The 24,372-nt window shown below is 58.0% G+C and carries 21 protein-coding genes and 5 tRNA genes; 13 read left to right on the forward strand and 13 right to left on the reverse strand.

The genetic code is table 11. The features are described from left to right. From SLW74_RS17035 to SLW74_RS17045, 3 genes are all read right to left on the reverse strand, one after another. Positions 1–1,593 carry a sensor histidine kinase gene (locus SLW74_RS17035; protein WP_410929584.1) on the reverse strand — a complete coding sequence of 531 codons (1,593 nt, stop codon included), beginning with the start codon at positions 1,591–1,593 and terminating at the stop codon, positions 1–3. After that, the gene (locus SLW74_RS17040) at positions 1,583–1,822 is read right to left on the reverse strand and encodes a PP0621 family protein (protein WP_410929585.1); all 240 of its coding nucleotides are present in this window, start codon (positions 1,820–1,822) and stop codon (positions 1,583–1,585) included. The genes SLW74_RS17035 and SLW74_RS17040 overlap by 11 nt, the downstream gene beginning before the upstream one ends. A 152-nt stretch (positions 1,823–1,974) precedes the next feature. Next, positions 1,975–2,997: an outer membrane protein assembly factor BamD gene (locus tag SLW74_RS17045; protein WP_065987656.1), complete on the reverse strand. Its 1,023-nt coding sequence runs from the start codon at positions 2,995–2,997 to the stop codon at positions 1,975–1,977. A 151-nt stretch (positions 2,998–3,148) separates the two neighbouring features. Between SLW74_RS17045 and rluD the strand changes: the two genes are divergently transcribed. The 7 genes from rluD to SLW74_RS17080 all read left to right on the forward strand — a co-directional run bounded on the left by rluD (position 3,149) and on the right by SLW74_RS17080 (position 8,360). Beyond that, positions 3,149–4,111, forward strand: a complete 963-nt coding sequence (gene rluD, locus SLW74_RS17050; RefSeq protein ID WP_065987655.1) for a 23S rRNA pseudouridine(1911/1915/1917) synthase RluD — start codon at positions 3,149–3,151, stop codon at positions 4,109–4,111. An 8-nt stretch (positions 4,112–4,119) separates the two neighbouring features. Next, positions 4,120–4,848, forward strand: coding sequence for a peptidoglycan editing factor PgeF (gene pgeF, locus SLW74_RS17055; RefSeq protein WP_410929652.1), 729 nt, complete (start codon positions 4,120–4,122; stop codon positions 4,846–4,848). A 174-nt stretch (positions 4,849–5,022) separates the two neighbouring features. Beyond that, the gene (clpB, locus tag SLW74_RS17060; protein ID WP_065987654.1) at positions 5,023–7,587 is read left to right on the forward strand and encodes an ATP-dependent chaperone ClpB; all 2,565 of its coding nucleotides are present in this window, start codon (positions 5,023–5,025) and stop codon (positions 7,585–7,587) included. A gap of 348 nt (positions 7,588–7,935) precedes the next feature. Beyond that, a tRNA-Asn gene (locus SLW74_RS17065) sits at positions 7,936–8,011 on the forward strand. Positions 8,012–8,031: 20 nt separating this feature from the next. Beyond that, positions 8,032–8,108 (forward strand) — tRNA-Pro (locus SLW74_RS17070). A 6-nt stretch (positions 8,109–8,114) separates the two neighbouring features. After that, positions 8,115–8,190, forward strand: a tRNA-Lys gene (locus tag SLW74_RS17075). Between the two features lie 93 nt (positions 8,191–8,283). Further along, a tRNA-Pro gene (locus SLW74_RS17080) sits at positions 8,284–8,360 on the forward strand. 102 nt (positions 8,361–8,462) lie between these two features. On the opposite strand, the gene pstS is transcribed toward SLW74_RS17080, so the two are convergent. Then, on the reverse strand, positions 8,463–9,497 hold the full coding sequence (gene pstS / locus SLW74_RS17085) for a phosphate ABC transporter substrate-binding protein PstS (RefSeq protein WP_410929586.1): 1,035 nt from the start codon (positions 9,495–9,497) through the stop codon (positions 8,463–8,465). 211 nt (positions 9,498–9,708) lie between these two features. Here pstS and SLW74_RS17090 point away from each other — a divergent pair, with 211 nt between their 5' ends. Beyond that, positions 9,709–11,109, forward strand: coding sequence for a diguanylate cyclase domain-containing protein (locus tag SLW74_RS17090; RefSeq protein ID WP_410929587.1), 1,401 nt, complete (start codon positions 9,709–9,711; stop codon positions 11,107–11,109). A gap of 102 nt (positions 11,110–11,211) precedes the next feature. On the opposite strand, the gene SLW74_RS17095 is transcribed toward SLW74_RS17090, so the two are convergent. The 8 genes from SLW74_RS17095 to pilB form a co-directional block, all read right to left on the reverse strand. After that, the gene (locus SLW74_RS17095; protein ID WP_410929588.1) at positions 11,212–12,510 is read right to left on the reverse strand and encodes an NAD(P)/FAD-dependent oxidoreductase; all 1,299 of its coding nucleotides are present in this window, start codon (positions 12,508–12,510) and stop codon (positions 11,212–11,214) included. Between the two features lie 252 nt (positions 12,511–12,762). After that, positions 12,763–13,302: an MOSC domain-containing protein gene (locus SLW74_RS17100; protein ID WP_410929589.1), complete on the reverse strand. Its 540-nt coding sequence runs from the start codon at positions 13,300–13,302 to the stop codon at positions 12,763–12,765. Then, on the reverse strand, positions 13,299–13,928 hold the full coding sequence (locus tag SLW74_RS17105) for a DUF1780 domain-containing protein (protein ID WP_065987649.1): 630 nt from the start codon (positions 13,926–13,928) through the stop codon (positions 13,299–13,301). The genes SLW74_RS17100 and SLW74_RS17105 overlap by 4 nt, the downstream gene beginning before the upstream one ends. Before the next feature lie 298 nt (positions 13,929–14,226). Then, complete coding sequence (gene yacG / locus SLW74_RS17110) at positions 14,227–14,430, reverse strand: DNA gyrase inhibitor YacG (RefSeq protein WP_062378727.1); 204 nt, start codon at positions 14,428–14,430, stop codon at positions 14,227–14,229. Beyond that, positions 14,430–15,050 carry a dephospho-CoA kinase gene (coaE, locus tag SLW74_RS17115; protein ID WP_410929590.1) on the reverse strand — a complete coding sequence of 207 codons (621 nt, stop codon included), beginning with the start codon at positions 15,048–15,050 and terminating at the stop codon, positions 14,430–14,432. Before coaE ends, yacG begins: the two co-directional genes overlap by 1 nt. Then, positions 15,047–15,919 carry a prepilin peptidase gene (locus tag SLW74_RS17120; protein ID WP_410929591.1) on the reverse strand — a complete coding sequence of 291 codons (873 nt, stop codon included), beginning with the start codon at positions 15,917–15,919 and terminating at the stop codon, positions 15,047–15,049. The genes coaE and SLW74_RS17120 overlap by 4 nt, the downstream gene beginning before the upstream one ends. A gap of 2 nt (positions 15,920–15,921) precedes the next feature. Further along, complete coding sequence (locus SLW74_RS17125; protein WP_410929592.1) at positions 15,922–17,139, reverse strand: type II secretion system F family protein; 1,218 nt, start codon at positions 17,137–17,139, stop codon at positions 15,922–15,924. A gap of 2 nt (positions 17,140–17,141) precedes the next feature. After that, positions 17,142–18,836: a type IV-A pilus assembly ATPase PilB gene (pilB, locus tag SLW74_RS17130; RefSeq protein WP_410929593.1), complete on the reverse strand. Its 1,695-nt coding sequence runs from the start codon at positions 18,834–18,836 to the stop codon at positions 17,142–17,144. 222 nt (positions 18,837–19,058) lie between these two features. On the opposite strand from pilB, the gene SLW74_RS17135 reads away from it, so the two are divergent. From SLW74_RS17135 to SLW74_RS17150, 4 genes are all read left to right on the forward strand, one after another. Continuing rightward, positions 19,059–19,493: a pilin gene (locus SLW74_RS17135; protein WP_410929594.1), complete on the forward strand. Its 435-nt coding sequence runs from the start codon at positions 19,059–19,061 to the stop codon at positions 19,491–19,493. A 46-nt stretch (positions 19,494–19,539) separates the two neighbouring features. Next, a tRNA-Thr gene (locus tag SLW74_RS17140) sits at positions 19,540–19,615 on the forward strand. A 272-nt stretch (positions 19,616–19,887) separates the two neighbouring features. Continuing rightward, positions 19,888–20,094 carry a hypothetical protein gene (locus SLW74_RS17145; RefSeq protein ID WP_410929595.1) on the forward strand — a complete coding sequence of 69 codons (207 nt, stop codon included), beginning with the start codon at positions 19,888–19,890 and terminating at the stop codon, positions 20,092–20,094. Positions 20,095–20,185: 91 nt separating this feature from the next. After that, a complete protein-coding gene (locus SLW74_RS17150) occupies positions 20,186–20,476 on the forward strand; it encodes a hypothetical protein (protein WP_369318929.1) in 291 nt (96 codons plus the stop codon). Positions 20,477–20,812: 336 nt separating this feature from the next. On the opposite strand, the gene nadC is transcribed toward SLW74_RS17150, so the two are convergent. Next, positions 20,813–21,661, reverse strand: a complete 849-nt coding sequence (gene nadC, locus SLW74_RS17155) for a carboxylating nicotinate-nucleotide diphosphorylase (RefSeq protein ID WP_410929596.1) — start codon at positions 21,659–21,661, stop codon at positions 20,813–20,815. 384 nt (positions 21,662–22,045) lie between these two features. Between nadC and SLW74_RS17160 the strand changes: the two genes are divergently transcribed. Further along, entirely contained in the window at positions 22,046–24,286 is a 2,241-nt protein-coding gene (locus SLW74_RS17160) for a DUF1631 domain-containing protein (protein WP_192133104.1), read from the forward strand. The last annotated feature ends 86 nt before the right edge of the window (positions 24,287–24,372 follow it).

The raw sequence follows: 24,372 nt of genomic DNA on the forward strand, positions 1-24,372 counted from the left end.
TCAGCTCAGCTTGAACGGATGGGCGAAGGTCATTCGCATGCAGCTTCCGCCGCCTTCCCGTGGAATGTAATTGAGGCTCGCCTGATTGCTTTCGCACAACTCGCGCGAGAGATACAGGCCCAGGCCGGTTCCTTTGCTTTCGGTGGTGAAGAAGGGCTCGAAGATTTTCGCCAGATGCTCTTCGGCAACGCCTGGCCCGTCGTCGAGAACCTCCAGTGTAGGCAGTTCGCTGAACGGGGCTTGAAACAACCTTAGCCAAACTTGCGCGTGTTCGTGGAGCTGGCCGCTGTAGCGCAAACCGTTTTGCACCAGATTGCTCATCACCTGCTGCAATTGTTCGGCATCCATCTGCGTACTGAGCACGCCTGCGCCGATGTCCAGATGCACGCTTTGACCCGCCGTCAGCTCATCCCGAAGGTTAACGACGAACGCCTCCAGCCATTGCTTGAGATCGAGCAGATGGGGTTCGGTCTGACGTCGACGAGACAGCTGCAGAACGTTCTCGATCACCAGATTCATCCGCCGCGATTGATCGTGAATGATCTGATTGAGACGCCGGTCCGCCGCGGTCAGTTCCTCCGATTCCAGCAGCAGTTGCGCGGCATGACTGATGGCGCCCAGCGGGTTGCGGATCTCGTGGGCAATACCGGCGGTCAGTCTGCCCAGCGCGGCCAGTTTGAGCTGCTGGGCCTGTTGGGAAATCTGCGACAGGTCATCGAGAAATACCAACGTGTGGCGATGACTGCCGCGCGCCAGGGCGATGAACCCCGGACGCAGCACCGGGCCAATGGCCGAGGTGGTGATGCTGCGCGGGGCCATTGACGGATTGGTTATCCACTGACCCAGGCGCTCGACCAGCTGGGGCGAGTAAACATCGATGATTTCCCCCAGCAAGCGCTCGTGGCCCAGTAAATTCAGCGCGCTCTGGTTGGCGAGCAGTACTTTGTGGTCCTCGTCGAGCACCAGAATGCCGGTGCGCATGCGCTGCAGGATCAGCGCGTTGAGTTCTTCAAGGTTGTCGACGTCAGCGGCGCGACGTTCGGCGATGTCTTCACTGAGCTGCAAGCGGCGTGACAGGGCCTGAACCAGCAGTGCCGCCGCAAAACACAGGGCGCCCAGCGAGCCGGCCTGCACGAAATGATTGGCGGCAGAGGGCTTGTGATAGCTGATGTAGAAGGTCAGATAGATGATGCCGATGGCTGACAGCGCGGCAATCAGCAGGCCGGTTCGCTTGCGCAGGAGCACATTGCTGATTGCCACCGAGGCGATGATCAGGTTGCCAATGCCGCTCGGTGCACCGCCCCCGGCGTAGAACAGCGCCGCCAGCATCAGCGTGTCGGCCATGGCGAGGGAGAACAGTTGCCCCTGGCGGCTCGGGCGTTCGAGCAGCACCACGACAAGGATGTTGAAGACCAGATACAGCCAACAGCCGATGCGGAACAGCTCGATGTCGGCCAGCTCCAGCAGTTCGGCATCCAGGCTGCTGGAGATCAGCAGCACCAGCAGCACGCCGATGCTCAGACGGTACAGGTGATACAGCCGCAGGATGCGTTGGGCCTGAGGCGTCGCCAGCGACAGGCTGTCAGCGGTCACGTGCAGCGGGGCCCTGCAAACGGTGCGCTTCGGTGCAATACCATTGCTGGTTTTGGCTCAGCGCGCGATCGCGGGGGACATGCACGCCACATTGCGCGCAACGCACCATGGGCGCTGCGTCGAGCTCCGGCGTTGCGGGCTTCTGGCGTGGTGCAGGGCCGTTGACCAGGCGTTTGAAAAACCAGACGACCGCCACAATCAGGGCGAGCCACATAATCAAGCGAATCATGTCTGTCAGCTTATGAAGTGAAGAGCGCGCAGTGTAGCCAAGCGGATGTCGGGCGCACAGTCATCTCCATCGCCGGATGCTGTCGGAAAGTGGTCGGGCATGAAAAAAGGCCCCGAAGGGCCTCTTTTAGCTGACGTTTGGCAGGGACTGAATCAGTCGAACAGGCCAAAGGTCATGTAGCTGAAGATCGAGCGGCTTTTCGGCGTGCCGTCGTCGTCATCGTTTTTCTTCTCTTCGTCAGCCGACTGGTTCTCAGGCAAGAGTTCGGCAGGGATGGCTTCCTTGGCGTCCTGATACTGCTTGATCACGTCCTGGTTGGCGCGGGTTTGTCCTGGCGGCAGCGGCGGACGGCTTTCAATCAGACCCAGGGTCGCCTTGGACAGCCAGGAGCGGTTGTCGGCTTCTGCCGTGCGCGCTTCGAACTTGCCATCTACCAGCTGCGGGTGATCCGGATAGTTGGTTTTCAGGACTTCCAGGCTGGTTTCAGCCAGGTCGTCCAGGTGCAGACGCTGATAAGCCTCGACCATGACCGCCAGGCCGTCACCGACCGATGGGGTTTCCTGGAAGTTTTCGACAACGTAACGACCGCGGTTGGCCGCTGCGACGTAGGCCTGACGGGTCAGGTAGTAGTCGGCAACGTGAATCTCGTAGGCCGCCAGCAGGTTGCGCAGGTAAATCATGCGCTGCTTGGCGTCAGGGGCGTAGCGGCTGTTCGGGTAGCGGCTGGTCAGCTGGGCGAACTCGTTATACGAATCGCGAGCAGCGCCCGGGTCACGCTTGGTCTGATCCAGCGGCAGGAAGCGGGCAATGATGCCGACGTCCTGGTCGAACGAGGTCAGGCCCTTGAGGTAATAGGCGTAGTCGACGTTCGGATGTTGCGGGTGCAGACGAATGAAACGCTCGGCCGCCGACTTGGCAGCCTCGGGCTCGCCATTCTTGTAGTTGGCGTAGATCAGCTCGAGTTGCGCCTGGTCAGCATAGCGACCGAACGGATAACGCGACTCCAGCGCCTTGAGCTTCTCGGTGGCGCTGTTATAGCTGTTGTTGTCCAGATCGGCCTGCGCCTGCTGGTACAGCTCGACTTCACTGAGGTTTTCGTCGATGACTTCTTTCTTCGAAGAACAGGCAACAGTAAGTCCGAGGATGGCTATCAGCAGCAGGTGTTTCACTTGCATGGCGGCTTGCGTCCCTATAACGGCCTGCTGTCTTGCGCAGGACCGTCCTGTTATGATGGGCGCCCCGTGGAACCCCCGGGACAAAAGACGCCGTATTTAACCACAAGCGCACAGCCGAAACCAAAGGCCAGTGCCACCTCCTAGTTTGAGCATGTCTGAGATCATAGAACTCCGCGCAGAGGTGCCGTCCGAATTGGGCGGTCAACGCCTCGACCAAGTCGCCGCCCAACTATTCGCAGAGCACTCGCGCTCGCGCCTTTCCGCCTGGATCAAAGACGGCCGCCTGACTGTGGATGGCGGCGCTTTGCGCCCGCGTGACATCGTGCATGGCGGCGCCGTTCTGCTCCTCAAAGCCGAGCAGGAAGCCCAGGGCGAGTGGATCGCGCAGGACATCGAGCTCGATATCGTCTACGAAGACGACCAGATCCTGGTGATCAACAAGCCGTCCGGTCTGGTGGTGCATCCGGCAGCAGGTCATGCCGACGGCACCCTGCTCAACGCTTTGCTGCATCACGTGCCGGACATCATCAATGTTCCGCGTGCCGGCATCGTGCACCGCCTGGACAAGGACACCACCGGTCTGATGGTGGTCGCCAAGACCATCCAGGCGCAGACGCAACTGGTCACCCAGCTGCAGAATCGCAGCGTCAGCCGCATCTATGAGTGCATCGTCATCGGCGTGGTGACCTCGGGTGGCAAGATCAACGCACCCATCGGTCGTCATGGCCAGCAGCGTCAGCGCATGGCGGTCATGGAAGGCGGCAAGCCTGCGGTCAGCCATTACCGGGTTCTGGAGCGTTTCCGTTCGCACACCCACGTGCGGGTGAAGCTGGAAACCGGGCGTACCCACCAGATCCGCGTGCACATGGCCCACATCAACTTCCCGCTGGTCGGCGATCCTGCCTACGGCGGTCGTTTCCGGATTCCGCCTGCAGCCAGTGTCACCATGGTCGAATCGCTGAAACACTTCCCGCGTCAGGCGCTGCATGCGCGTTTCCTTGAACTGGATCATCCGACGACCGGTAAGCGCATGAGCTGGGAATCGCCGCTGCCGGACGACTTTGTCTGGCTGCTGACCCTGCTCAAGCAAGACCGCGAAGCGTTCATCGGATGACTGAGCGCGTGACGGACTGGCTGTTTCCCGACTGGCCTGCGCCTGCGGGTGTCAAAGCGTGCGTCACGACGCGTTCGGGCGGTGTCAGTGTGGCGCCGTTCGACAGCTTCAATCTCGGCGATCACGTTGATGACGATCCGGCAGCCGTTGCACATAACCGTTCGGCGCTGACCACTCGCCTGCACGTTCAGCCTGCATGGCTGAAGCAGGTTCATGGTATTGACGTCGTCGAGGCTGCACCGGCAGATGTACTTCAGGCTGATGCCAGCTGGAGCCGAACCCCGGGCGTTGCCTGCACCATCATGACGGCTGATTGCCTGCCGGCGCTGTTCTGCAACAAAGCCGGTACTCAGGTCGCCGCTGCCCATGCAGGTTGGCGCGGTCTGGCGGCAGGTGTGCTTGAGGCGACTGTGGACAGTTTTGCCGATGCGTCATCCGAGATCCTCGTCTGGCTTGGCCCTGCCATCGGGCCGCAGGCATTCGAAGTCGGTCCCGAAGTGCGTGAAGCCTTTATAGCCATGCACCCCGAGACGGCCGATGCGTTCGTGCCGGGCGCCAACGCCGGCAAATTCATGGCCGACATCTATCAGTTGGCGCGTCTGCGTCTCGCTGCCCACGGTGTCACAGCGGTCTACGGCGGCGGTTTTTCGACCTATAACGATGAGCGCTTCTTTTCTTATCGCCGTGGCGCACGCACTGGACGCTTCGCTTCGCTTGTCTGGGTCGAAGCCCGTTAGCCTCCGCCGCTCCACTCTTTCCTCCCGAATCCTCTCCTTCAAGCTAATGTTGACCCATGTCAACCAGTGCGCGCTTGAATCCTGCCTAATCGACCGCATCTAAAGAACCATCTGGCAGGTTTTCTTTATTAGGTGTGTTCATTACTCCGGCCTGCCCATATAGGAAGGTGAAGAATGCGTATTGACCGTTTAACCAGCAAATTACAACTCGCTCTCTCAGATTCTCAATCACTGGCGGTGGGCCTGGACCATCCGGCTATCGAACCCGCGCACCTGATGCAGGCGCTGCTTGAGCAGCAGGGCGGTTCGATCAAGCCTTTGCTGCTGCAAGTGGGCTTCGATATCAACAGCCTGCGCACCGCGCTGACCAAAGAGCTCGACCAACTGCCGAAGATCCAGAACCCGACTGGCGACGTGAACATGTCGCAGGATCTGGCGCGCCTGTTGAACCAGGCCGATCGTCTGGCTCAGCAGAAGGGCGATCAGTTCATCTCCAGCGAGCTGGTGTTGCTCGCCGCGATGGACGAGAACAGCAAACTCGGCAAGCTGCTGCTCGGCCAGGGCGTCAGCAAGAAAGCCCTGGAAAACGCCATCAGCAACCTGCGGGGCGGCGATGCTGTCAACGACCCGAACGCCGAGGAATCCCGTCAGGCGCTGGACAAGTACACCGTCGACCTGACCAAGCGCGCCGAGGAAGGCAAGCTCGACCCGGTGATTGGCCGCGACGACGAGATCCGTCGGACCATCCAGGTACTGCAGCGTCGGACCAAGAACAACCCTGTGCTGATCGGTGAGCCTGGCGTGGGTAAAACCGCCATCGCCGAGGGCCTTGCCCAGCGCATCATCAACGGCGAAGTGCCGGACGGACTGCGAGGCAAGCGTCTGCTGTCGCTGGACATGGGCGCACTGATCGCGGGTGCCAAGTTCCGTGGCGAATTCGAAGAGCGCCTGAAAGGCCTGCTCAACGAACTGTCGAAGCAGGAAGGTCAGATCATTCTGTTCATCGACGAGCTGCACACCATGGTCGGTGCCGGCAAGGCCGAAGGCTCGATGGATGCCGGCAACATGCTCAAGCCGGCGCTGGCCCGGGGTGAGTTGCATTGCGTGGGCGCCACGACGCTCAACGAGTACCGCCAATATATAGAGAAGGACGCTGCCCTCGAGCGTCGCTTCCAGAAAGTGCTGGTGGATGAGCCGAGCGAAGAAGACACCATCGCCATCTTGCGCGGCCTCAAAGAGCGCTATGAGGTTCACCACAAGGTGGCGATCACTGACGGCGCAATCATTGCGGCCGCCAAGCTCAGCCACCGCTACATCACCGACCGGCAACTGCCGGACAAAGCCATCGACCTGATCGACGAAGCCGCCAGCCGCATCCGCATGGAGATCGACTCCAAGCCGGAAGTGCTCGACCGTCTTGAACGTCGCCTGATCCAGCTGAAGGTGGAAGCGCAGGCGCTGAAGAAGGAAGATGACGAGGCCGCGATCAAGCGCCTGGAAAAACTCCAGGAAGAGATTCAGCGCCTTGAGCGGGAATACGCCGACCTCGAAGAAATCTGGACCTCCGAAAAAGCGGAAGTGACCGGTTCTGCACAGATCCAGCAGAAGATTGAGCAGTCCCGCCAGGAACTGGAAGCGGCGCGGCGTAAGGGCGACCTCAACCGCATGGCCGAATTGCAGTACGGGGTCATCCCCGATCTGGAACGCAGCCTGCAGATGGTCGACCAGCACGGCAAGCCGGAAAACCAGCTGCTGCGCAGCAAGGTGACCGAGGAAGAGATTGCCGAAGTCGTGTCCAAGTGGACCGGCATTCCGGTTTCGAAGATGCTCGAAGGCGAGCGTGACAAGCTGCTGAAGATGGAAGAGCTGCTGCACCAGCGGGTAATCGGCCAGAACGAAGCGGTCGTCGCCGTGGCCAACGCGGTGCGCCGGTCGCGTGCCGGGTTGTCGGACCCGAATCGTCCGAGCGGCTCGTTTATGTTCCTTGGCCCAACCGGTGTGGGTAAGACCGAGCTGTGCAAGGCGCTGGCGGAGTTCCTGTTCGACACCGAAGAGGCCATGGTGCGCATCGACATGTCTGAGTTCATGGAGAAACATTCCGTGGCTCGTCTGATCGGCGCGCCACCTGGCTATGTCGGGTACGAAGAGGGCGGTTATCTGACCGAAGCGGTACGCCGCAAGCCTTACTCGGTCATCCTGCTGGACGAAGTCGAGAAAGCGCACCCGGACGTCTTCAACGTCCTGCTGCAAGTGCTCGAAGACGGGCGTCTGACCGACAGTCACGGGCGTACGGTGGATTTCCGTAATACCGTGATCGTCATGACCTCCAACCTCGGCTCGGCTCGCATCCAGGAGCTGGTGGGTGATCGGGAAGGGCAGCGCGCGGCGGTCATGGATGCGCTCACCACGCACTTCCGTCCGGAGTTCATCAATCGGGTGGACGAAGTGGTGATCTTCGAACCGCTGGCCCGCGATCAGATCGCAGGCATCACCGAGATCCAACTCGGCCGACTGCGCAAGCGTCTGGCGGAGCGCGATCTGGGACTGGAGCTGTCCAGCGAGGCGATGGACAAGCTGATCGCTGTCGGCTACGACCCTGTGTATGGCGCGCGGCCGCTCAAGCGGGCCATCCAGCGCTGGATCGAAAACCCGCTGGCTCAGTTGATTCTGTCGGGTGGCTTCATGCCTGGTACCAGCATCAGAGGCACGGTGCAGGACGACGAGATCGTCTTTGGCTGATTCGCACTTCTATATAGAGGCGCAGAGGGCTCTCCTGGTGGGGGCCCTTTTTTATGCGGGGTGATTTATTCGCCGAGCGCAGGATTTTCGCGAGGTTGAGGGCGATCCGCAAAAAATTCGCAAATCATTGTCTTGAAAGCAATTTAGAGGGTTGACAGGTGTTTCTGGAAATGTAGAATAGCGCGCCTCAGAGACGTGAACGCAGCGATGCAGACAGGTCGAAGAGGCTGAAAATGCGGTAGGTTCAGTGAGGTAAACGCCAGATTCGTTTGGTGCGAAATTACTGAATTTGTTGTGTTGAAGCGCGTCAAACGCTGCATCTGAAATTGATAGATTTGAAAAGATCGTTCCGTGATAGCTCAGTCGGTAGAGCAAATGACTGTTAATCATTGGGTCCCAGGTTCGAGTCCTGGTCACGGAGCCAATTTCAAGAGGTAGTACCGTCGGGGTATAGCGCAGTCCGGTAGCGCGCCTGCTTTGGGAGCAGGATGTCAGGAGTTCGAATCCCCTTACCCCGACCATTATTTGGGTCGTTAGCTCAGTTGGTAGAGCAGTTGGCTTTTAACCAATTGGTCGTAGGTTCGAATCCCACACGACCCACCATTTTTGACCTGGCTTCATCGGGTTGGATCTTAGGGAGTGACGCCATTCGCGTCACCCGCTCTGGAAACGCCTTAGGGTGTTTTCATGTTTCACCGGGGTATAGCGCAGTCCGGTAGCGCGCCTGCTTTGGGAGCAGGATGTCAGGAGTTCGAATCCCCTTACCCCGACCATTTTCGCCTAAGCAGTATTCGGGCAGAAAATACCGCTTCAACGCCACTCGCGCTGAAGCTACAAAAAAGCGTCCTTCGGGACGCTTTTTTCGTTTCTGGCCTTCACTGAGCCTTGGGCGGATTAGCCCAGTACGCCTCGATCTGATTCTTCAGGTCATCCGGGATCGGCGCGAAGTCCAGCGAGCGTGCGTGTTCCTGCCCGCTCTCCAGCGTCCAGCGAAAGAAATCCTGGACGGTCTTCTGACGATCAGCGTCCTTGGGTTGCCTGTACATCACGATGAACGTCGCGGCGGTGATCGGGTAAGCGTTTTCCCCCGGCGCGTCGAGCATCGACAGGTCAAAATCCTTCGCGTTTTTCCAGTCTGCCGTCGCGGCTGCCGCCTGAAAGCTTTCGGTGCTCGGCGTCACGAACGTGCCGGCAGCGTTCTGCAACAGCCCATAATTCAACTTCTGCTGTTTGACGTAGGCGTACTCGACGTAGCCGATCGAGTTCGGCACCTGTTTCACGTACGTCGCCACGCCCTCGCTGCCCTTGCTGCCCATGCCTACCGGCCAGTGCACCGATGCGCCTGCCCCGAGCTGACTCTTCCATTGCGGGCTGACCTTCGCCAGATAGCTGACCCAGTTAAATGTGGTGCCGGAATCATCCGAGCGATACACGACGCTGATTTTCGCGTCAGGCAGTTTCACGCCCGGGTTCAGGGCTGCGAGGGCCGGGTCATTCCATTTGCTGATCTTCCCCAGGTAGATGTCGGCCAGCACTGGGCCTGTGAATTTCAGGGTGCCGGGTTTTATCGAAGCGATGTTGATGACCGGTACGATGCCGCCGATCACCGAGGGAAACTGCTGCAGCCCGAAGGATTGCAGGTCTGCCGAGCTCATCGGCCGGTCGGTCGCACCGAAATCCACGGCGCCTTCCTTGATCAGCGCAATGCCTGCGCCAGAGCCGATATATTGGTAGTTAACCTTGATCTGGGTCTTCTGGTTGTAGTCAGTCGCCCACTTGTACAGCACCGGATAAATAAACGTGGAGCCGGCGCCGGTGACCTCGGACGCTGCGGCTGCCGTGGCGGCCATGGATAGATTGAGCGCGATGCCAAGGCCTGCGGCCAGCATCAGTCGGGAGAGCTGCGACATGGATGACTTCCTGTAATCGAGCGACATCGGGGTGAGATGCGTTGATGGGATCACAGCAAACAGCACGTTTTTATGACAAGGCGTGACAGAATTCCTTCTTTGATAGCGTGATCAATTGCCACGGCCAGGTCAGTTATTTACACGTCGCTCCGGTGCGGATTCATGAGGCCGGGTATAGACTTCAGGCAGTCTTTTCAGGATCGGCCGTGTTATGAAGTCGCCAACTCCTTCATTCGAGCAACAGCGACTTGAAGCGCTGCATCTTCTCGAAGTACTCGACACCCCACCCGAGGTCGCGCTGGACCGGATCACTCGTCTGGTGGCGCAAGTGCTGAACGTGCCTATTGCCCTGATATCGCTGGTGGATCAGGACCGCCAGTGGTTCAAGTCCCGAGTGGGGCTTGAGGCTGTCGAGTTGCCGCGGGAGCTCGCTTTCTGTGCGCACGCCATCCTTGAGGCCACCGAGCTTGTGGTGCCCGATGCCATCGAGGACGCGCGGTTCTGCAACAGCCAACTGGTCACCGGCGATCCCCATGTCCGCTTTTATGCCGGCGTACCCATACGCACCAGCCAGGGCTTCGCTGTGGGCACGCTTTGCGCCATTGACGCACGGCCCAGAATCCTTACCCCAGACGAGCTGTCCATCCTCCACGACCTGGCCGAGATCGTCAGCCGCGAAATGCAGCTGCGGGAAAACCTGATGCTGACGCGGATTCAGAAGAACCGCTCCGAAGCAATGTTTCAGGCCAGCGAGGCAGGCTATCGCTCGATGTTCGAGCTGGCCTCGGTGGGCATTGCGCTGGTTGCGCCGGATGGTGGCTGGATCAGCGTCAACGCCGCGCTGTGCGACGTCCTTGGCTACGCACCCGATGAGCTCAAGCACCTGACGTTTCAGGACATCACTCACCCCGACGATCTGGACAGTGATCTTGAGATGCTGCATCAGTTGAGTGTCGGCCAAATCAACAGCTACCAGATGGAGAAGCGCTACCTGCGCAAAAACGGCAGCTCGGTCTGGGTCAATCTGAGCGTCACGAAGAAGCTGTCCGAAGCCGGAGAGCTGGAATATTTCATCTCCATCATTCAGAACATTCAAGCGCGCAAAGAGCTTGAGCAGGAAGCCCGACATGACGCCCTGACCGGGCTGCACAATCGCCGCGCGCTGGACTCGCTGTTGCCGATCGCTCAGGCCCGTGCCGACCGCTCCAGGTTGCAGCTGGCGTTGATGTTCATCGATCTGGATGGGTTCAAAGTCATCAACGACAGTTACGGGCACGATGCCGGGGATGATCTGCTGCGCGCTGTTTCCACACGTTTGCAGAGCTGCATTCGCAGGACTGACAGCCTGGTGCGGCTGGCCGGTGATGAATTCATCGTGATCCTGGAAGGCATCACGCCGGGTGTGGAGGAGGCCCGCGAAGTGGCTCAGAAACTCCTAGTCGCGATTGCACAGCCCTTTACAATCAAAGGCGATGTCATTCGCTGCAACGCCAGCATCGGCTTTTCTATGTACGAACCCGGCTCGGGCAAGGCCCCTGACGAACTCATGCGCGAAGCCGACCGCTGGATGTACAAGGCCAAGCATCTGGGCAAAGGGCAGGTGATGCCTTAGCGCAGGCGTGCGCTCGTGGCAGACGAGTTGCGAGGGCGGTTGGGCGGAACGGGGAGAGGTGAGGCCCGCCGCATTGGCGCGGCGGACCTGCAGGGCTGATTCTTAGTGCAGCTTCATCCGTGGCTCGGTGCCGCGGCCGATTCGGCTGCCCAGCATGAGCATCAACGTGCGGAACATGCCGTAGAGTGCCATCTGGTGCATGCGGTACAGCGAAACGTAGAACATCCGCGCTAGCCAGCCTTCGAGCATGACACTGCCGGTCAGATTCCCCATCAGATTACCGACTGCCGAGAACTTCGACAGCGAGATCAGCGAGCCGTAGTCCTGATAGCGATACTCGGGCAGTGTGCCGCCCTCGATGCGCAGCTTCAGCGATTTCACCAGCAACGACGCCTGTTGATGCGCCGCTTGCGCACGGGGCGGGACATTGCGGTCGGTGCCTTTTTGCGGGCAGGCCGCGCAGTCGCCGAAGGCGAAGATACTGTCGTCGCGGGTGGTCTGTAGCGTCGGACGCACCTGCAGCTGATTGATGCGGTTGGTCTCAAGACCGGCAATGCCCTCCAGAAACGCCGGAGCGCGGATGCCCGCCGCCCAGACCTTCAGCGTTGCAGGAATCACCTGACCGGTCGCAGTCACCAGGCTGTCAGCCGTCACCTCGCTGACCGCCGAATTGGTCAGCACCGTCACGCCGAGTTTCTCCAGCGTCTTGTGTACCGGGCCGCCAATACGCTCCGGCAGCGCAGGCAGAACGCGCGGCCCTGCCTCGATCACCGTGATACGCAGGTTTTCCGGCTTGATCTGGCCGAGCCCGTAGGCCGCCAGTTCATGCGCAGCGTTGTGCAGCTCTGCAGCCAGCTCGACACCGGTCGCGCCGGCACCGACGATGGCGACGTTGATTTCTTCGGCCGCATCGTTCTGGCTGGCGTGGGCCTGCAAATAGCGATTCAGCAATTGCTGATGGAAGCGCTCGGCCTGCTTGCGCGTGTCGAGGAAAAGGCAGTGCTCAGCCGCGCCTTTGGTGCCGAAATCATTGGTCGTGCTGCCCACGGAAATGACCAGCGAGTCGTAATCCAGGCTGCGCGCCGGGACCAGCGCACTGCCGTTTTCGTCGAGGGTCTCGGCCAGGTGGATCTGCTTGTTCTCGCGGTCCAGCCCGGTCATGCGGCCCATCTGAAACTGAAAATGGTTCCACTTGGCTTGCGCCACGTAGTTCAGTTCGTCCTCATAAGAGTTGAGCGAACCGGCGGCCACTTCGTGCAGCAGTGGTTTCCAGATGTGGGTCAGATTGGCGTCCACCAGCGTGACGCTGGCCTTGCCTTTCTTGCCGAGGGTTTTACCCAGACGGGTAGCCAGTTCCAGACCGCCAGCGCCTCCGCCGACAATCACAATACGATGGGTCATGGGGGTATCTCATAAGGCTTAAGGAATTCTGTGTCAGCGAAATCCGCGCGAGCGCAAGGCAGCTCATAGCGTCAGATCGCTCGGCAAACGGGTCAACGGGCCCGGTCCGAGCACCACCACAAGGAGCAGCCGAAGCCAAAAAGGCCAGCGCTCGACTTGGGGTGGGGGCTCGAATGTACGCTTCGACACGCGCTGGGTCGGCAGGTTTCAGGCCGCTGATCATTTGAGGCGCTTTATCAACATTGACCCGGATCAGGAGGCGGCGCTGTTGGCTGCGTTAAAGTCATGGACGCTCGGTTCGATCGGCTCGATACACAACACGTCGTCCAGACGCACGATGCCGCTTTGTATCACCCGCGCGGTGATTCCGCCATGGCCGCGAACGGCCTGAAAGATGCCGTGGCCGAGGCGTTGCTCAAGGCGCGCGCAGGGCTGGCACCAACCGGTGGTTTCGAAGATCGCCTGACCGATGCGGAAGCGTCGGTTCTTCAGGCTGAACAGGTTGATGCCGCTGATCACGATGTTGCGTCGCAAATCCTGGGGCAACACCGGATTGTCCTCGGGCCGCCCCATCAGCGAACTGACCACTGCAAAGTGTTCCCACTGGATCAGCGTCACCTGTCGAGCGTTGCGCGGGCCGGGGCGGGCATGATCGCCCGTCAGGCCTGCTTCGCGACGGGCTTCCACGGCGTCCAGCTCAACCATCTCGCCCCGGGATTCCGGGCGCACACCAATCCAGCGCACACGCCCGCGCTGGGGTACATCGGCGATCAATTCCTGCAACGGGCTCATAAACTGATTCCTACATCAAACACCACGCTGCGGCCCAGATTGGTCCGCAGGAAATCCGGGGCATCCGGATGGGCGAACAATACCCGGGCGAAGGTCGGCCCGACCAGCGAGAGTGACCGCCAGCCCTGACGCAAATACTCGGTGGGCGGCGGAAAGTGGCTGTTCAGGTCGAGGACCTCGCGCTTGAGGCTAGCGAAGGCAATGATGTCCAGCTCGCCCACATCCAGCCCACGCTCTTTGTAGTTGTGGGCCTTTTTGCGCAGCGTGGGTGCCAGGCGTCGGAGCAGCTCGGCAGCGGGAATGCGCTTGGGTTTGGCTTCGCGCCGCACCAGTTGGCTGAGGGAAAACGCGCTGCGTCGACGTTGCAGTTCTTCACGCCACTCATCGTTGAGCCGACGGCCTTCATCCAGAACAAAGAACACTTCAAAACACGCGTCGCGAAACAGTACGTCCGGCGGCTCTTGCCCGGCAGGCAGGAAGTCGTCAGTACGATGGGGAATATTCAGGCCCTGCAGCAACCGCTCGCACACCCAACGTTCGCGCTCCCACTTGCGCGCATTGGACAGAAACGCATTGGCTTGCTCGGCCTGGCTCGTCAAAAGACGCAGATAATCAGAGTCATCCATGGCGCCAAGCTTAACGCTGCTGAGGGGATAAGAAATACTGGAGCGGAGATAAAGTTGGGCGGGGCGGTGCTTATCGGCTCAAGAAATTGCCGCTAGCCCATTGTGGGAGTGTGCTTGCTCACGAAGACGGCATTGGAACTGCTGGATATCCAGCGGATGTACCGGCCTCTTCGCGAGCAGGCACGCTCACACAAAACGTCATCCCGCTCGCCGCTCGCTTTTGTTGACGGGATGCTCTCAGCTCTTGGGAGATGTGGCAGCACTGGCGTTGTCCGTTCTGTGTGGCTGCCAAGTTTGATCAATGCTGACGAGGGTCGAAGTCACCCGAAAACAGCTCGTCTTCAGCATCCGGCGCCACCGGAATCGCATGTTCTTCCGACGCCCAGGCGCCCAGGTCGATCAGCTTGCACCGGTCCGAACAGAACGGCCGAAATTTACTCTCCGGCGTCCATTCCACGGGCGCTCCGCAGGTTGGGCAATCGACGGTCATTGGTTGGCTCATCATTGGCCTCCACGCAAAGTTAAATAAAAGTGATGCAGACGCTCCACCTCGCTTTTCAGCCAGGCCGGGTCACGGTCATTGACGATTACATCGTCGGCCCGGCTCAAGCGCTCCTCGCGACTGGCCTGCGCTTTGAGAATCGCCCGCACCTGTTCCTCGTTGGTCTTATCGCGCAACACTGTGCGCTGGATTTGCACCGATTCCGGCACATCAATGACCAACACCCGCTGAACCATCTGGTGCTGAGAAGTCTCCAGCAACAACGGCGACACCAGAATCGCGTAAGCCGATTCAGCGCGCGCCAGGTACTGACGGATTTCCTCGCGGATCAGCGGATGCAGCAGGCTTTCGAGCCAGAGCCGCTGCTGGGGATCCTTGAAAATCAGCTCGCGCAACGCCGAGCGATTCAGCGTGCCATCGGCCTGCAACACGCTTGGGCCGAAGTGCTCGGCAATCTGCGCCAGGGCAGGGCGCCCGGGTTCGACGACCCAGCGTGCAGCGTGATCGGCGTCCACCAAGTGCACGCCCAGATCCACGAAGCACTGAGCCGCCGCACTCTTGCCGCTGCCGATGCCACCGGTGAGGCCCAGAATCCAGGGTTTTGACGCAGGAGAAGTCATCTGAAACCGGCGATCTGCAGATACGAAGTCGTTATTTGATCACCCCAGAGCAAAGCGATCCACCCTGCGAGCGCCAGATAAGGACCGAAGGGGATCGGCGTGCTGGTTTCGACATTGCGCAAGCGCAGCAGAATCAGGCCCAACACCGCACCGACAATCGACGACAGCAGAATCGTCAGCGGCAGAATCTGCCACCCGCCCCATGCGCCGAGCATCGCCAGCAACTTGAAGTCGCCGTAACCCATGCCTTCCTTGCCGGTGATCAGCTTGAACAGCCAGAACACACACCACAACACCAGATACCCGGCGACCGCGCCCCACAGTGCGTCGGTCAGCGAGGTGAACAGGCCGAAGGCGTTGACGATCAGGCCCAGCCACAACAGTGGCAGCACGATTGCGTCCGGCAGAAGCTGGTGGTCGGCGTCGATCAGGCTCATCGATAGCAGGCCCCACGTCAGCACCAGCATCGCACCTGCCTGCCAGCCGAAACCGAAATGCCAGGCGATGAAGGCTGAGAGTAGGCCGCACGCTAATTCAGCCAGCGGGTAGCGCTTGCTGATGGGGGCTTTGCACTGGGAGCACTTGCCGCCGAGGAACTGGTAGCTCATGACCGGAATGTTCTCCCAAGCGCGGATTTTGTGAGAACAGTGCGGGCAGCGGGAGTGGGGGAGGATGAGGTTGAAGGTTTCTGTTGGGGGCTCGGCGGGGAGGTCGAGGATTTCCCGGGACTGGGCTTTCCAGTCGCGGAGCATCATTTTCGGCAGGCGGTAGACGACGACGTTGAGGAAACTTCCGACGAGCAGGCCCAAGACGAGTGCGCATAAAACAAAGGCCAGCGTGGAGCTGGCCAGGAGGTCGAGGAGGGGCATGGTTAGACGACACTGCCGAGTTGGAATATTGGAAGGTACATAGCAATGACGAGCCCGCCGACAATGACACCGAGGAAGGCCATGATCATGGGCTCCATTAGGCTTGTCAGACTGTCGACCATGTTGTCGACTTCGTCTTCGTAGTAGGTAGCCACCTTATCGAGCATAGAGTCCAGCGCGCCAGACTCTTCGCCAATGGCGGTCATTTGTACTGCTAACATTGGGAATACGCCTGTGCTGCGCATTGAAAAGTTTAGTTGCATGCCCGTTGATACGTCTTGTTTAACTTTTTGAACTGCATTTCTAAATACAATGTTGCCTGTTGCACCTGCGACGGAGTCCAAAGCCTCAACTAAAGGGACACCAGCGGCGAAAGTTGTTGAGAGAGTTCGGGCGTAGCGAGCTACGGCTGATTTGTAGAGCAGTGGACCGATGATCGGGAGCTTCAAAAGTATCTTGTCTATTCGGTCTCTGAACTTGCTTGAGCTTTTGTATGCCTTTCTGAATGCGATGAAAATAGCTGTTGATGCGATCAGGATCATGTACCAGTAGTCCTGAACAAACTCTGACAGGCCAACCACCATTTGAGTGAACGCAGGCAATTGTGCTCCGAAGCCTTCAAAAACTGACTTAAACTGCGGAACAACTTTTATAAGGAGAATGCCCGTCACGATAAAAGCGACAATCACTACTGCGATGGGGTAGGTCATAGCTTTTTTTATTTTTGCTTTTAGTGATTCAGTTTTCTCTTTATAAGTTGCTACCCTGTCGAGAAGAGCTTCAAGGGCGCCAGCTTGCTCACCTGCGTCTACGAGATTGCAAAACAGATCATCAAAATATTCCGGCTTTTGCCGCAACGCGGTGGCGAAGCTGTGGCCTGCTGCAATCTCTTGTTTAATATCATCAAGGAGTTTCCGCATTCGCGGATTCTCAGAGCCTTCTATGATGATGTCAAAAGATTGCAAAAGCGGCACTCCAGCTTTCATCATTGTGGCCATTTGCCGGCTGAAGAAAGCAATGTCCAGTGGCTTTATCTTTTTTCCCGAGCCAAAAAACGAAACTGACTTCTTTCGTACTTTAGTTGGATTTATACCTTGTTTTCGAAGTTGTGCTTTAACAAGTGCGATATTGTGCCCGTTGATTTCACCCCTTTGTTTGGTTCCTTTTTTATCGACCCCCTCCCATGCGTAAGCGCTGATTTTAAGTGGTTTGGTAGCCATTCTTAATCCTTGGTCACGCGGTTGATTTCTTCGAGGCTGGTCACGCCTTGCATGGCCTTTATCAGGCCGGATGTTCGGAGGTCATTGAACCCATCCTTACGCATCTGAGCGGAGATTTCAATTGAGTTACCCTCCTCCATGATTATGCGCTCCAACTCGGGAGTGCTTTTTACCACCTCGTAGATCCCTACCCGCCCTTTGTAACCCGCATTGCAGTGATCGCACCCTACCGGGGCGTAAAGCTTAAATAAGCCAATTTCTTGCGCAGGGAAACCTTCTGCTATCAATACGTCGCGGGGAAGGTCTGTTTCTTTCTTGCAATGCGAGCATAACTTTCGAGCAAGACGCTGAGCAATGATCAAGTTTATAGCTGTTGCTATGTTAAAAGCCGCAACGCCCATGTGATGGAGACGAGTAAGTGTCTCTGCAGCACTGTTAGTGTGAAGGGTGGAAAGTACCATGTGCCCGGTTTGCGAAGCTTTGATCGCGATCTCTGCCGTCTCGAGGTCTCGAATTTCGCCGACCATGATTACATCTGGATCTTGGCGTAGGAATGCCCGTAGGGCTTGGGAAAAGTCCATTCCCTGGCGTGGGTTTACATTAACTTGGTTTATACCTTCTAAGTTAATCTCTACCGGATCCTCAGCAGTTGAAATATTGATATCGACTGTGTTGAGGATATTCAGGCCCGTGTATAGGGACACGGTCTTACCCGACCCCGTTGGGCCGGTGACCAAAATCATGCCTTGCGGTTGGCGTAGCGCCTGAAGATAGAGTTCTTTCTGGTCGGGCTCATACCCTAATGCGTCGATGCCCATCTGCGCGCTGGTCGGATCAAGAATCCGCATAACAATCTTCTCGCCCCAAAGCGTGGGCAGTGTGTTTACCCTGAAATCGATAGCGCGGTTCTTGGAAATACGAAGCTTGATCCGGCCATCCTGCGGTTTGCGACGTTCAGAAATATCCAGGCTTGCCATAACTTTCAGGCGCGCAGCAATCCGGCCAGCCAAATGAATGGGCGGCTTCGCTACCTCATGAAGAATTCCGTCAGTCCTGAGGCGGACGCGGAAGATCTTCTCGTAGGGCTCGAAATGCAGATCGGATGATCCAAGCCGGATGGCGTCCATGAGCATTTTATTGACGAAGCGAACGACTGGAGCGTCATCAGCGTCTTGGCCAGCAATGGCTGATTCTTTTGACTCGTCAACGGTTTCGATTTCCAACCCCAGATCTACGTCCGCCAAATCCCCCATTCCTGCATTGCCATCGAAGAACTTCTCGATGGCAAGAGTGAGTTTGTCGTCCTCCACCAGTATCGCTTCTGTTGTGAGACCGGTACTAAATTGGATGTCAGTGATGGCTTGATGATTCGTTGGGTCGGAGATGCCTACGAACAACTTGTTTCCGCGGCGCCAAAGCGGGAGCGCGCAGTGCTGGCGTATCAGCTTCTCACTGACTAGGCCTCTCGGCTGGCTTTCCCTTTCTAAGGCACTGAGGTCCAGAAACGGGATGCCGAATTGGTCGGAAGCGACTTCAGCAAGCGTGATGCTTTTTAATAGCTTGGTCTCGACGAGATGGTGCACCAGCGAAGTTTTATCTCGCCGTGCTTGTTCGTAGGCCTTCACAGCCAGTTTTTCATTGATCAGCTCAGCGACAACAAGCTGCTTGGCCAAACCGGTTAACACGACATCAGTCATTACAGCCACCAGACACGGACATTGAAGCGTTTATAGCGTAGTCAGGCTTGACTGCCAAATGAACCACGTTGAGGTGACGAAAAATGTCAGTTTATGCGCGCCTGCATCTGCATCGACGTGTTCGTCACAGCCAGACGGCTTGCGAGTGGCATTTCTGGAGATGGCACGCTGCGTGCTAACACAATTGGGAGCAACACCAAATTGACGCTTGGAGTAGTACCGATGAATGCACAAAAAGGTTTCACACTGATTGAACTGATGATTGTAGTGGCAATCATCGGTATTTTGGCAGCCGTAGCGTTGCCTGCCTACCAGGATTACATGATCCGCAGCAAGGTCACTGAAGCATTTGGTCAAGCCGCTTCTGCTAAGCTTGCCGTCACCGAGGCCGCTGCCAACCAGGTCAACGGTGTCGCTGGTGTGACAGCTCTAAACTCAGGCTACACGTTCAACGCAGTTGCTACTAACAACACCTACGTAGCATCGGTCGTGATTGCCAACGGCGGGACCATTACGGTGACGACGAAAGCCACGGGCGCTGCAATTCAGCCGGTCTTTACACTGACCCCGCTGCAGGCCTCGATAAACGACCAGATTACCTGGACATGTGCCACGACTGCAGGCCTGACGAAGCATATGCCTGCTAGCTGTCGTTAATTGTCAATCCGGAACGCTATGTGCGTTTTGCTAGGCTAGCTAAAACGCCGAAATAGCTCAGTAGGTAGAGCAGCGCACTCGTAACGCGAAGGTCGTAGGTTCGATTCCTATTTTCGGCACCAGAAACACGAAAAGCCCGGTCCTCAACACCGGGCTTTTTCGTACCCGACAGCCCGCAATTTAATCAGCCCCGGCGGAATCTCTGTTTCAGGAGGAGTCCACAGCCCGCTTTCTCCTAAGTGGAAAACGAGGGAGAGGCCTCCAAACGTAAGGCATCGCCGCAAGCCCGCTTGCCATTCAGTCAGTTGTTAGCTTTGATGGGAGACGGTGTCATCACCTCTACGGACTCGCTAAACCGCGCCATATCTACAGCCCAGCAAACGGATGCGCGAGCGTGTTTGATACTTTAATCGAAGAGATTTTTCGTGTTGCCTGCTTTCCGATCGGTTGGCCTTTGGTGAAGCTGGTCACGCTAGGCAAATATCCATCGAAGGGCTCATGGCTTGCCTGTACACCGGAAGCTGAGTGGACTGCTGGTGTAGGGCTCGCCATTTTAGTCGTCGCATTGATGGCAGCCATGAAACAGTTCGTTTTTTCTTAGCGCGTCAATAACATCGCCGAGAGGTGCGATCACTGGGTGCGTATCCTGGCAAACTTGGAGACCCAGGAATCGATGAGGAGACCCGCAGGAGATGAGATACAAAAGGATTTTGACGCGCATCGTCGTGTACGGCATCTACTCCGCCTGCCTACTGCTGTACGCGCTTTTTCAAGGGTCTGAATACGATTGGATGAACACTGGCTCGCCGCTGGATGCACCATCGGATTGGGGAGAAAACGGCTCCAGCAATCGGTCTGTGCTAAGAGGACTGGCGGTCGCGACAGCGATCGGAATGCAGCTGTTGATCTACGGCAACTTCACCACGCGTGAGGCAATCTTGACGTCTATCTTGCTCGGAGTCGTGCTCGCAGTATTTTGGTAACTAGAATCCCATGACTAACCTTTGAACTTGGAAGGGTGCAACCCAGGCGAGGGCCGCATTCCTTCTCAGGCGACGCGGCCCACATCCCGTATCCCGTATCCCGAATCAACAAATCCCCGGCGGAATCCCGTCCTTATTGAAATCCTTTAACCGTTCCTTCTCCTCCTCAGTCGAGTGAGCCGGAACGTCCTCTTCAGGTTCGACAGGTTGCTTCTCGTCAGCCATCGTTATTTCCTCTTCCGTTTGATTACCAATTCGATCTCAGAGATCTCAAGCCCATAACCAGCAGAGCCCGATCATCCGTCGCAGTTCAACCTTTAAGACGTCGCAACGCTCTCAAATGCTCAACCGCATCGACAAATCCACCGCCTTCACATCCTTAGTCAGCGTCCCAATAGAAATGTAATCAACACCAGTTTCAGCAATGTTACGCAAAGTCGCATCGGTCACACCGCCGCTGGCCTCAAGCTTGGCGCGTCCGGCAGTGAGGTGCACGGCTTCGCGCATGTCGTCCAGGCTCAGCTCATCAAGCATGATGATGTCGGCGCCGCCGTCGAGGGCTTGTTTGAGTTCGTCGAGGCTCTCCACTTCGATTTCCACGGGCTTGCCTGGCGCGATTTTGTGCGCGGCGGTGATGGCTTCCGCAATCCCGCCACAGGCAGCGATGTGGTTTTCCTTGATCAGAAAAGCGTCGAACAAGCCGATCCGATGGTTATGGCAACCGCCGCAGGTGACGGCGTACTTCTGCGCCATTCTCAGGCCTGGGAGGGTTTTGCGGGTGTCGAGCAGTTTGACCTGAGTGTCGGCGACCATGTCCGCGTAGTGCTGCGCGCGGGTGGCGACGCCTGACAGCAGCTGCAGAAAATTGAGTGCGCTGCGTTCGCCCGTCAGCAGCGAACGGGCAGGGCCTTCCAGGTGGAACAGCGCCTGATTGGGCTGCACGCGATCGCCGTCAACGACCTGCCAATGCACCGCGACGCGCGGGTCAAGCTGACGGAAAACAGCATCGACCCACGCTGTGCCGGCGATCACCGCTGCGTCGCGGGAGATTACAGTGGCCTTGGCCAGGCGCTCTGCCGGAATCAGCTGCGCGGTGATGTCACCACTGCCCACATCCTCCACCAACGCACGGCGCACGTTGGCTTCAATTTCGGCAGTGAGGGCGTCGAGACGTAGGTTTGGCATATCAGGCTCCACGAACTAAGTGCGCCGAGTATATGGCAGGCGCGTGTACCAACCTATGTAGGCCACGTGTCCAGTCGGGTGCATAACCTGCACTTTGTCGGTTTTTTCCTCGCTTATGCGACAGATTGTGATTTTGAGGGTCTATCGCTGCGCACGTCCCTTCGCCGCCTCCTATTATTCCAATCAAGGCGAAGTGTCCGCTGGCGAGCGGCCCGGATTTAACTGATACTTTCGCCTTGTATTTGACGTCATAGCGTTGACGTTAGCCTGCAACATCCCCAGGGATAAAATGTTGAGATCCGTTTGAATGGAGTCAAGTCTTCATTCGCTGCGGGGTGTAGCTGTTGTTAAAGCAGTTGTGTCGACGGTGTGAAGGAGTCCTTGATGCAGAACGACGGAAACAAAGTGGTGCCCTTGAAGGCAGGTGCGGATCATCCGGGATCCTCGCCTGTCGCTCGGCTGCCCGTCGTTTTGCTTCAGGTTCGTGACCGAGCCGCGCAGCAGTTGAAGGAGAGCCTGCAGACGTTGTTCGATAACGCTGACGACACGCTTTTCGAAATGGCCGACCGTGCTCACAACAACGCTGAGCAGAACATCTTCTTCGAGGCCATGCGCGACTTGCGTTTGAAGCGCAAAAGCATCGAGCGCAACTTCCTCGACAAATTCTTTGAAGCATTCCTGCGCCTGGGTCAGTACGAAGTGGCCGAGCCCCCGATGCCCGAGCCCGTTTCCTACGACAAGTTAGCCTTGGTCCATAACGATGATCTCGAACGCACCGTTGCGGTTGACGCCATGGTGGTCAAGGTCATGAGTCGCGACGGTATCGCCCTCGGTCAACTGACCACGCGTTTGAATGTTCTTATCCCTCAGCCGTTGACCGACGAGACCAATCCGTTGGGACCGACGCTGCTGTGCGACTATTTCCTGCAGGCCGGACGCAGTCTTGGCGTTGAAATCAAGGTGAAGCTGATCATTCTCAAGTTGTTCGAGAAGTACGCCTTGAGCAACGCCGATCAGCTCTATGAGGAAGCCAACCAGTTGCTAATTTCCGCAGGTGTATTGCCGGAACTGAAGGCGTTGCCGTCCCGTCGCTCCACTGATCGTATCGCCAGCGTGCCGCCTTCGAGTGAAGCCTTGCGTGCCGACAACGCCGCTATTCTCCAGGCGACCGAAAGTCTCGATAAAAGCGTGCAGGACGTGTTTTCCGCGTTGCAGGAGTTGCTGGTGCATGTGCGTGGTCACCTGACGCCGCGCCCCGAGTCGGTGACCGATGCGCGTCCGATTTCCAGTCAGGACTTGCTGCGTCTGCTGTCTCACTTGCAGCAGTACGTACCGAAAGCCGAGGAGAGCGACGACTTCGACCTGCGCGCCCAGCTTGAGCAGTTGATCAGTCGTGTCAGCGCGAGAAGCGGCAAGTTTCGCGTTGTGGGTACCATGGATGAGGACGTCATCAACCTCATCTCGATGTTGTTTGAATTCATTCTCGACGACCGCAACCTGCCCAGTTCGCTGCGGGCGTTGATCGGCCGTTTGCAGATTCCGATGCTCAAGGTCGCGGTGATCGACAAGAGTTTCTTCAGCCGTGGCAGTCACCCTGCGCGTCGGCTGCTGAATGAAATCGCCTCTGCGGCGCTCGGTTGGGGTGGTCGCGACGACACCCAGCGTGACTCGCTTTACGCCCGCATCGATCAAATCGTCCAGCGCCTGCTCCACGATTTCGTCGATGACCCGGCAATTTTCACTGAGCTGCTGGTGGATTTTCTGGCCTTTACCGGCGACGAGCGTCGTCGCAGTGAGTTGCTTGAGCAACGCACCCGTGACGCCGAACAAGGCCGCGCACTGGCAGAGTTGGCCCGTCAGCGGGTGCAGCAGGCGCTGAACGATCGCCTGCTCGGCAAGACCCTGCCGCAGGTCGTTGTTCGCCTGTTGCAAGAGGCTTGGAGCAAGGTGCTGTTGCTCACGTGCCTCAAACACGGCGACCAGTCAGTTGAATGGACGTCAGGCCTTCAGGCGATGGACGATCTGATCTGGAGCGTTGAGTCCCATGACGAGCCGGAAGCGCGACAGCGTTTGCTCGAGCTGGTGCCTGGGTTACTCAAGTCCCTGCGCGACGGCTTGAGCAGTGCCGCCTTCGATCCGTTTGCCACCAGCGAATTCTTCAGTCAGCTCGAAGCGCTTCACGTCCAGGCGTTCAGCCACGTGACGAAAGCACCTGGCACGACCACCGTTGGCGACCAGGTCGCGTCTGATCATGGGCCGACGATGATGGCCGTGGTCGAAGAGATCGTTCTCGTTGGGCCGGGCGAGCAGATTCAGACCGAGCCATCGATGCAGTTGCCTGCCGACGACGAAGGTTTGATGCAAGTCGAAAAGCTTCGCCTGGGCAGTTGGGTCGAGATCCAGGAAGACGAATCCCACAAGCTGCGCTGCAAGCTGGCGGCGATTGTTGATCCGAGTGGGCGCTATGTGTTCGTCAATCGTACGGGTATGAAGGTGCTTGAGAAAACCCGCATGGGCCTGGCGGTGGAATTTCGTCGCGGCGCTATTCGTGTCCTCGACGACGCCCTGCTGTTCGACCGCGCCCTTGAGTCGGTACTGGGCAATTTACGCAAGCTGAAGGGCTAGGGCGCAGATCGAGCCTACGACTTCTTGCTGCGAATTCGCGCAACCTCAGGGTAGATTCGCCATCCACATCCTTTCCTGTCGCGGGC

The organism is Pseudomonas sp. W5-36 (assembly GCF_046540455.1).
GTDB classification, from domain to species: domain Bacteria; phylum Pseudomonadota; class Gammaproteobacteria; order Pseudomonadales; family Pseudomonadaceae; genus Aquipseudomonas; species Aquipseudomonas graminis_B.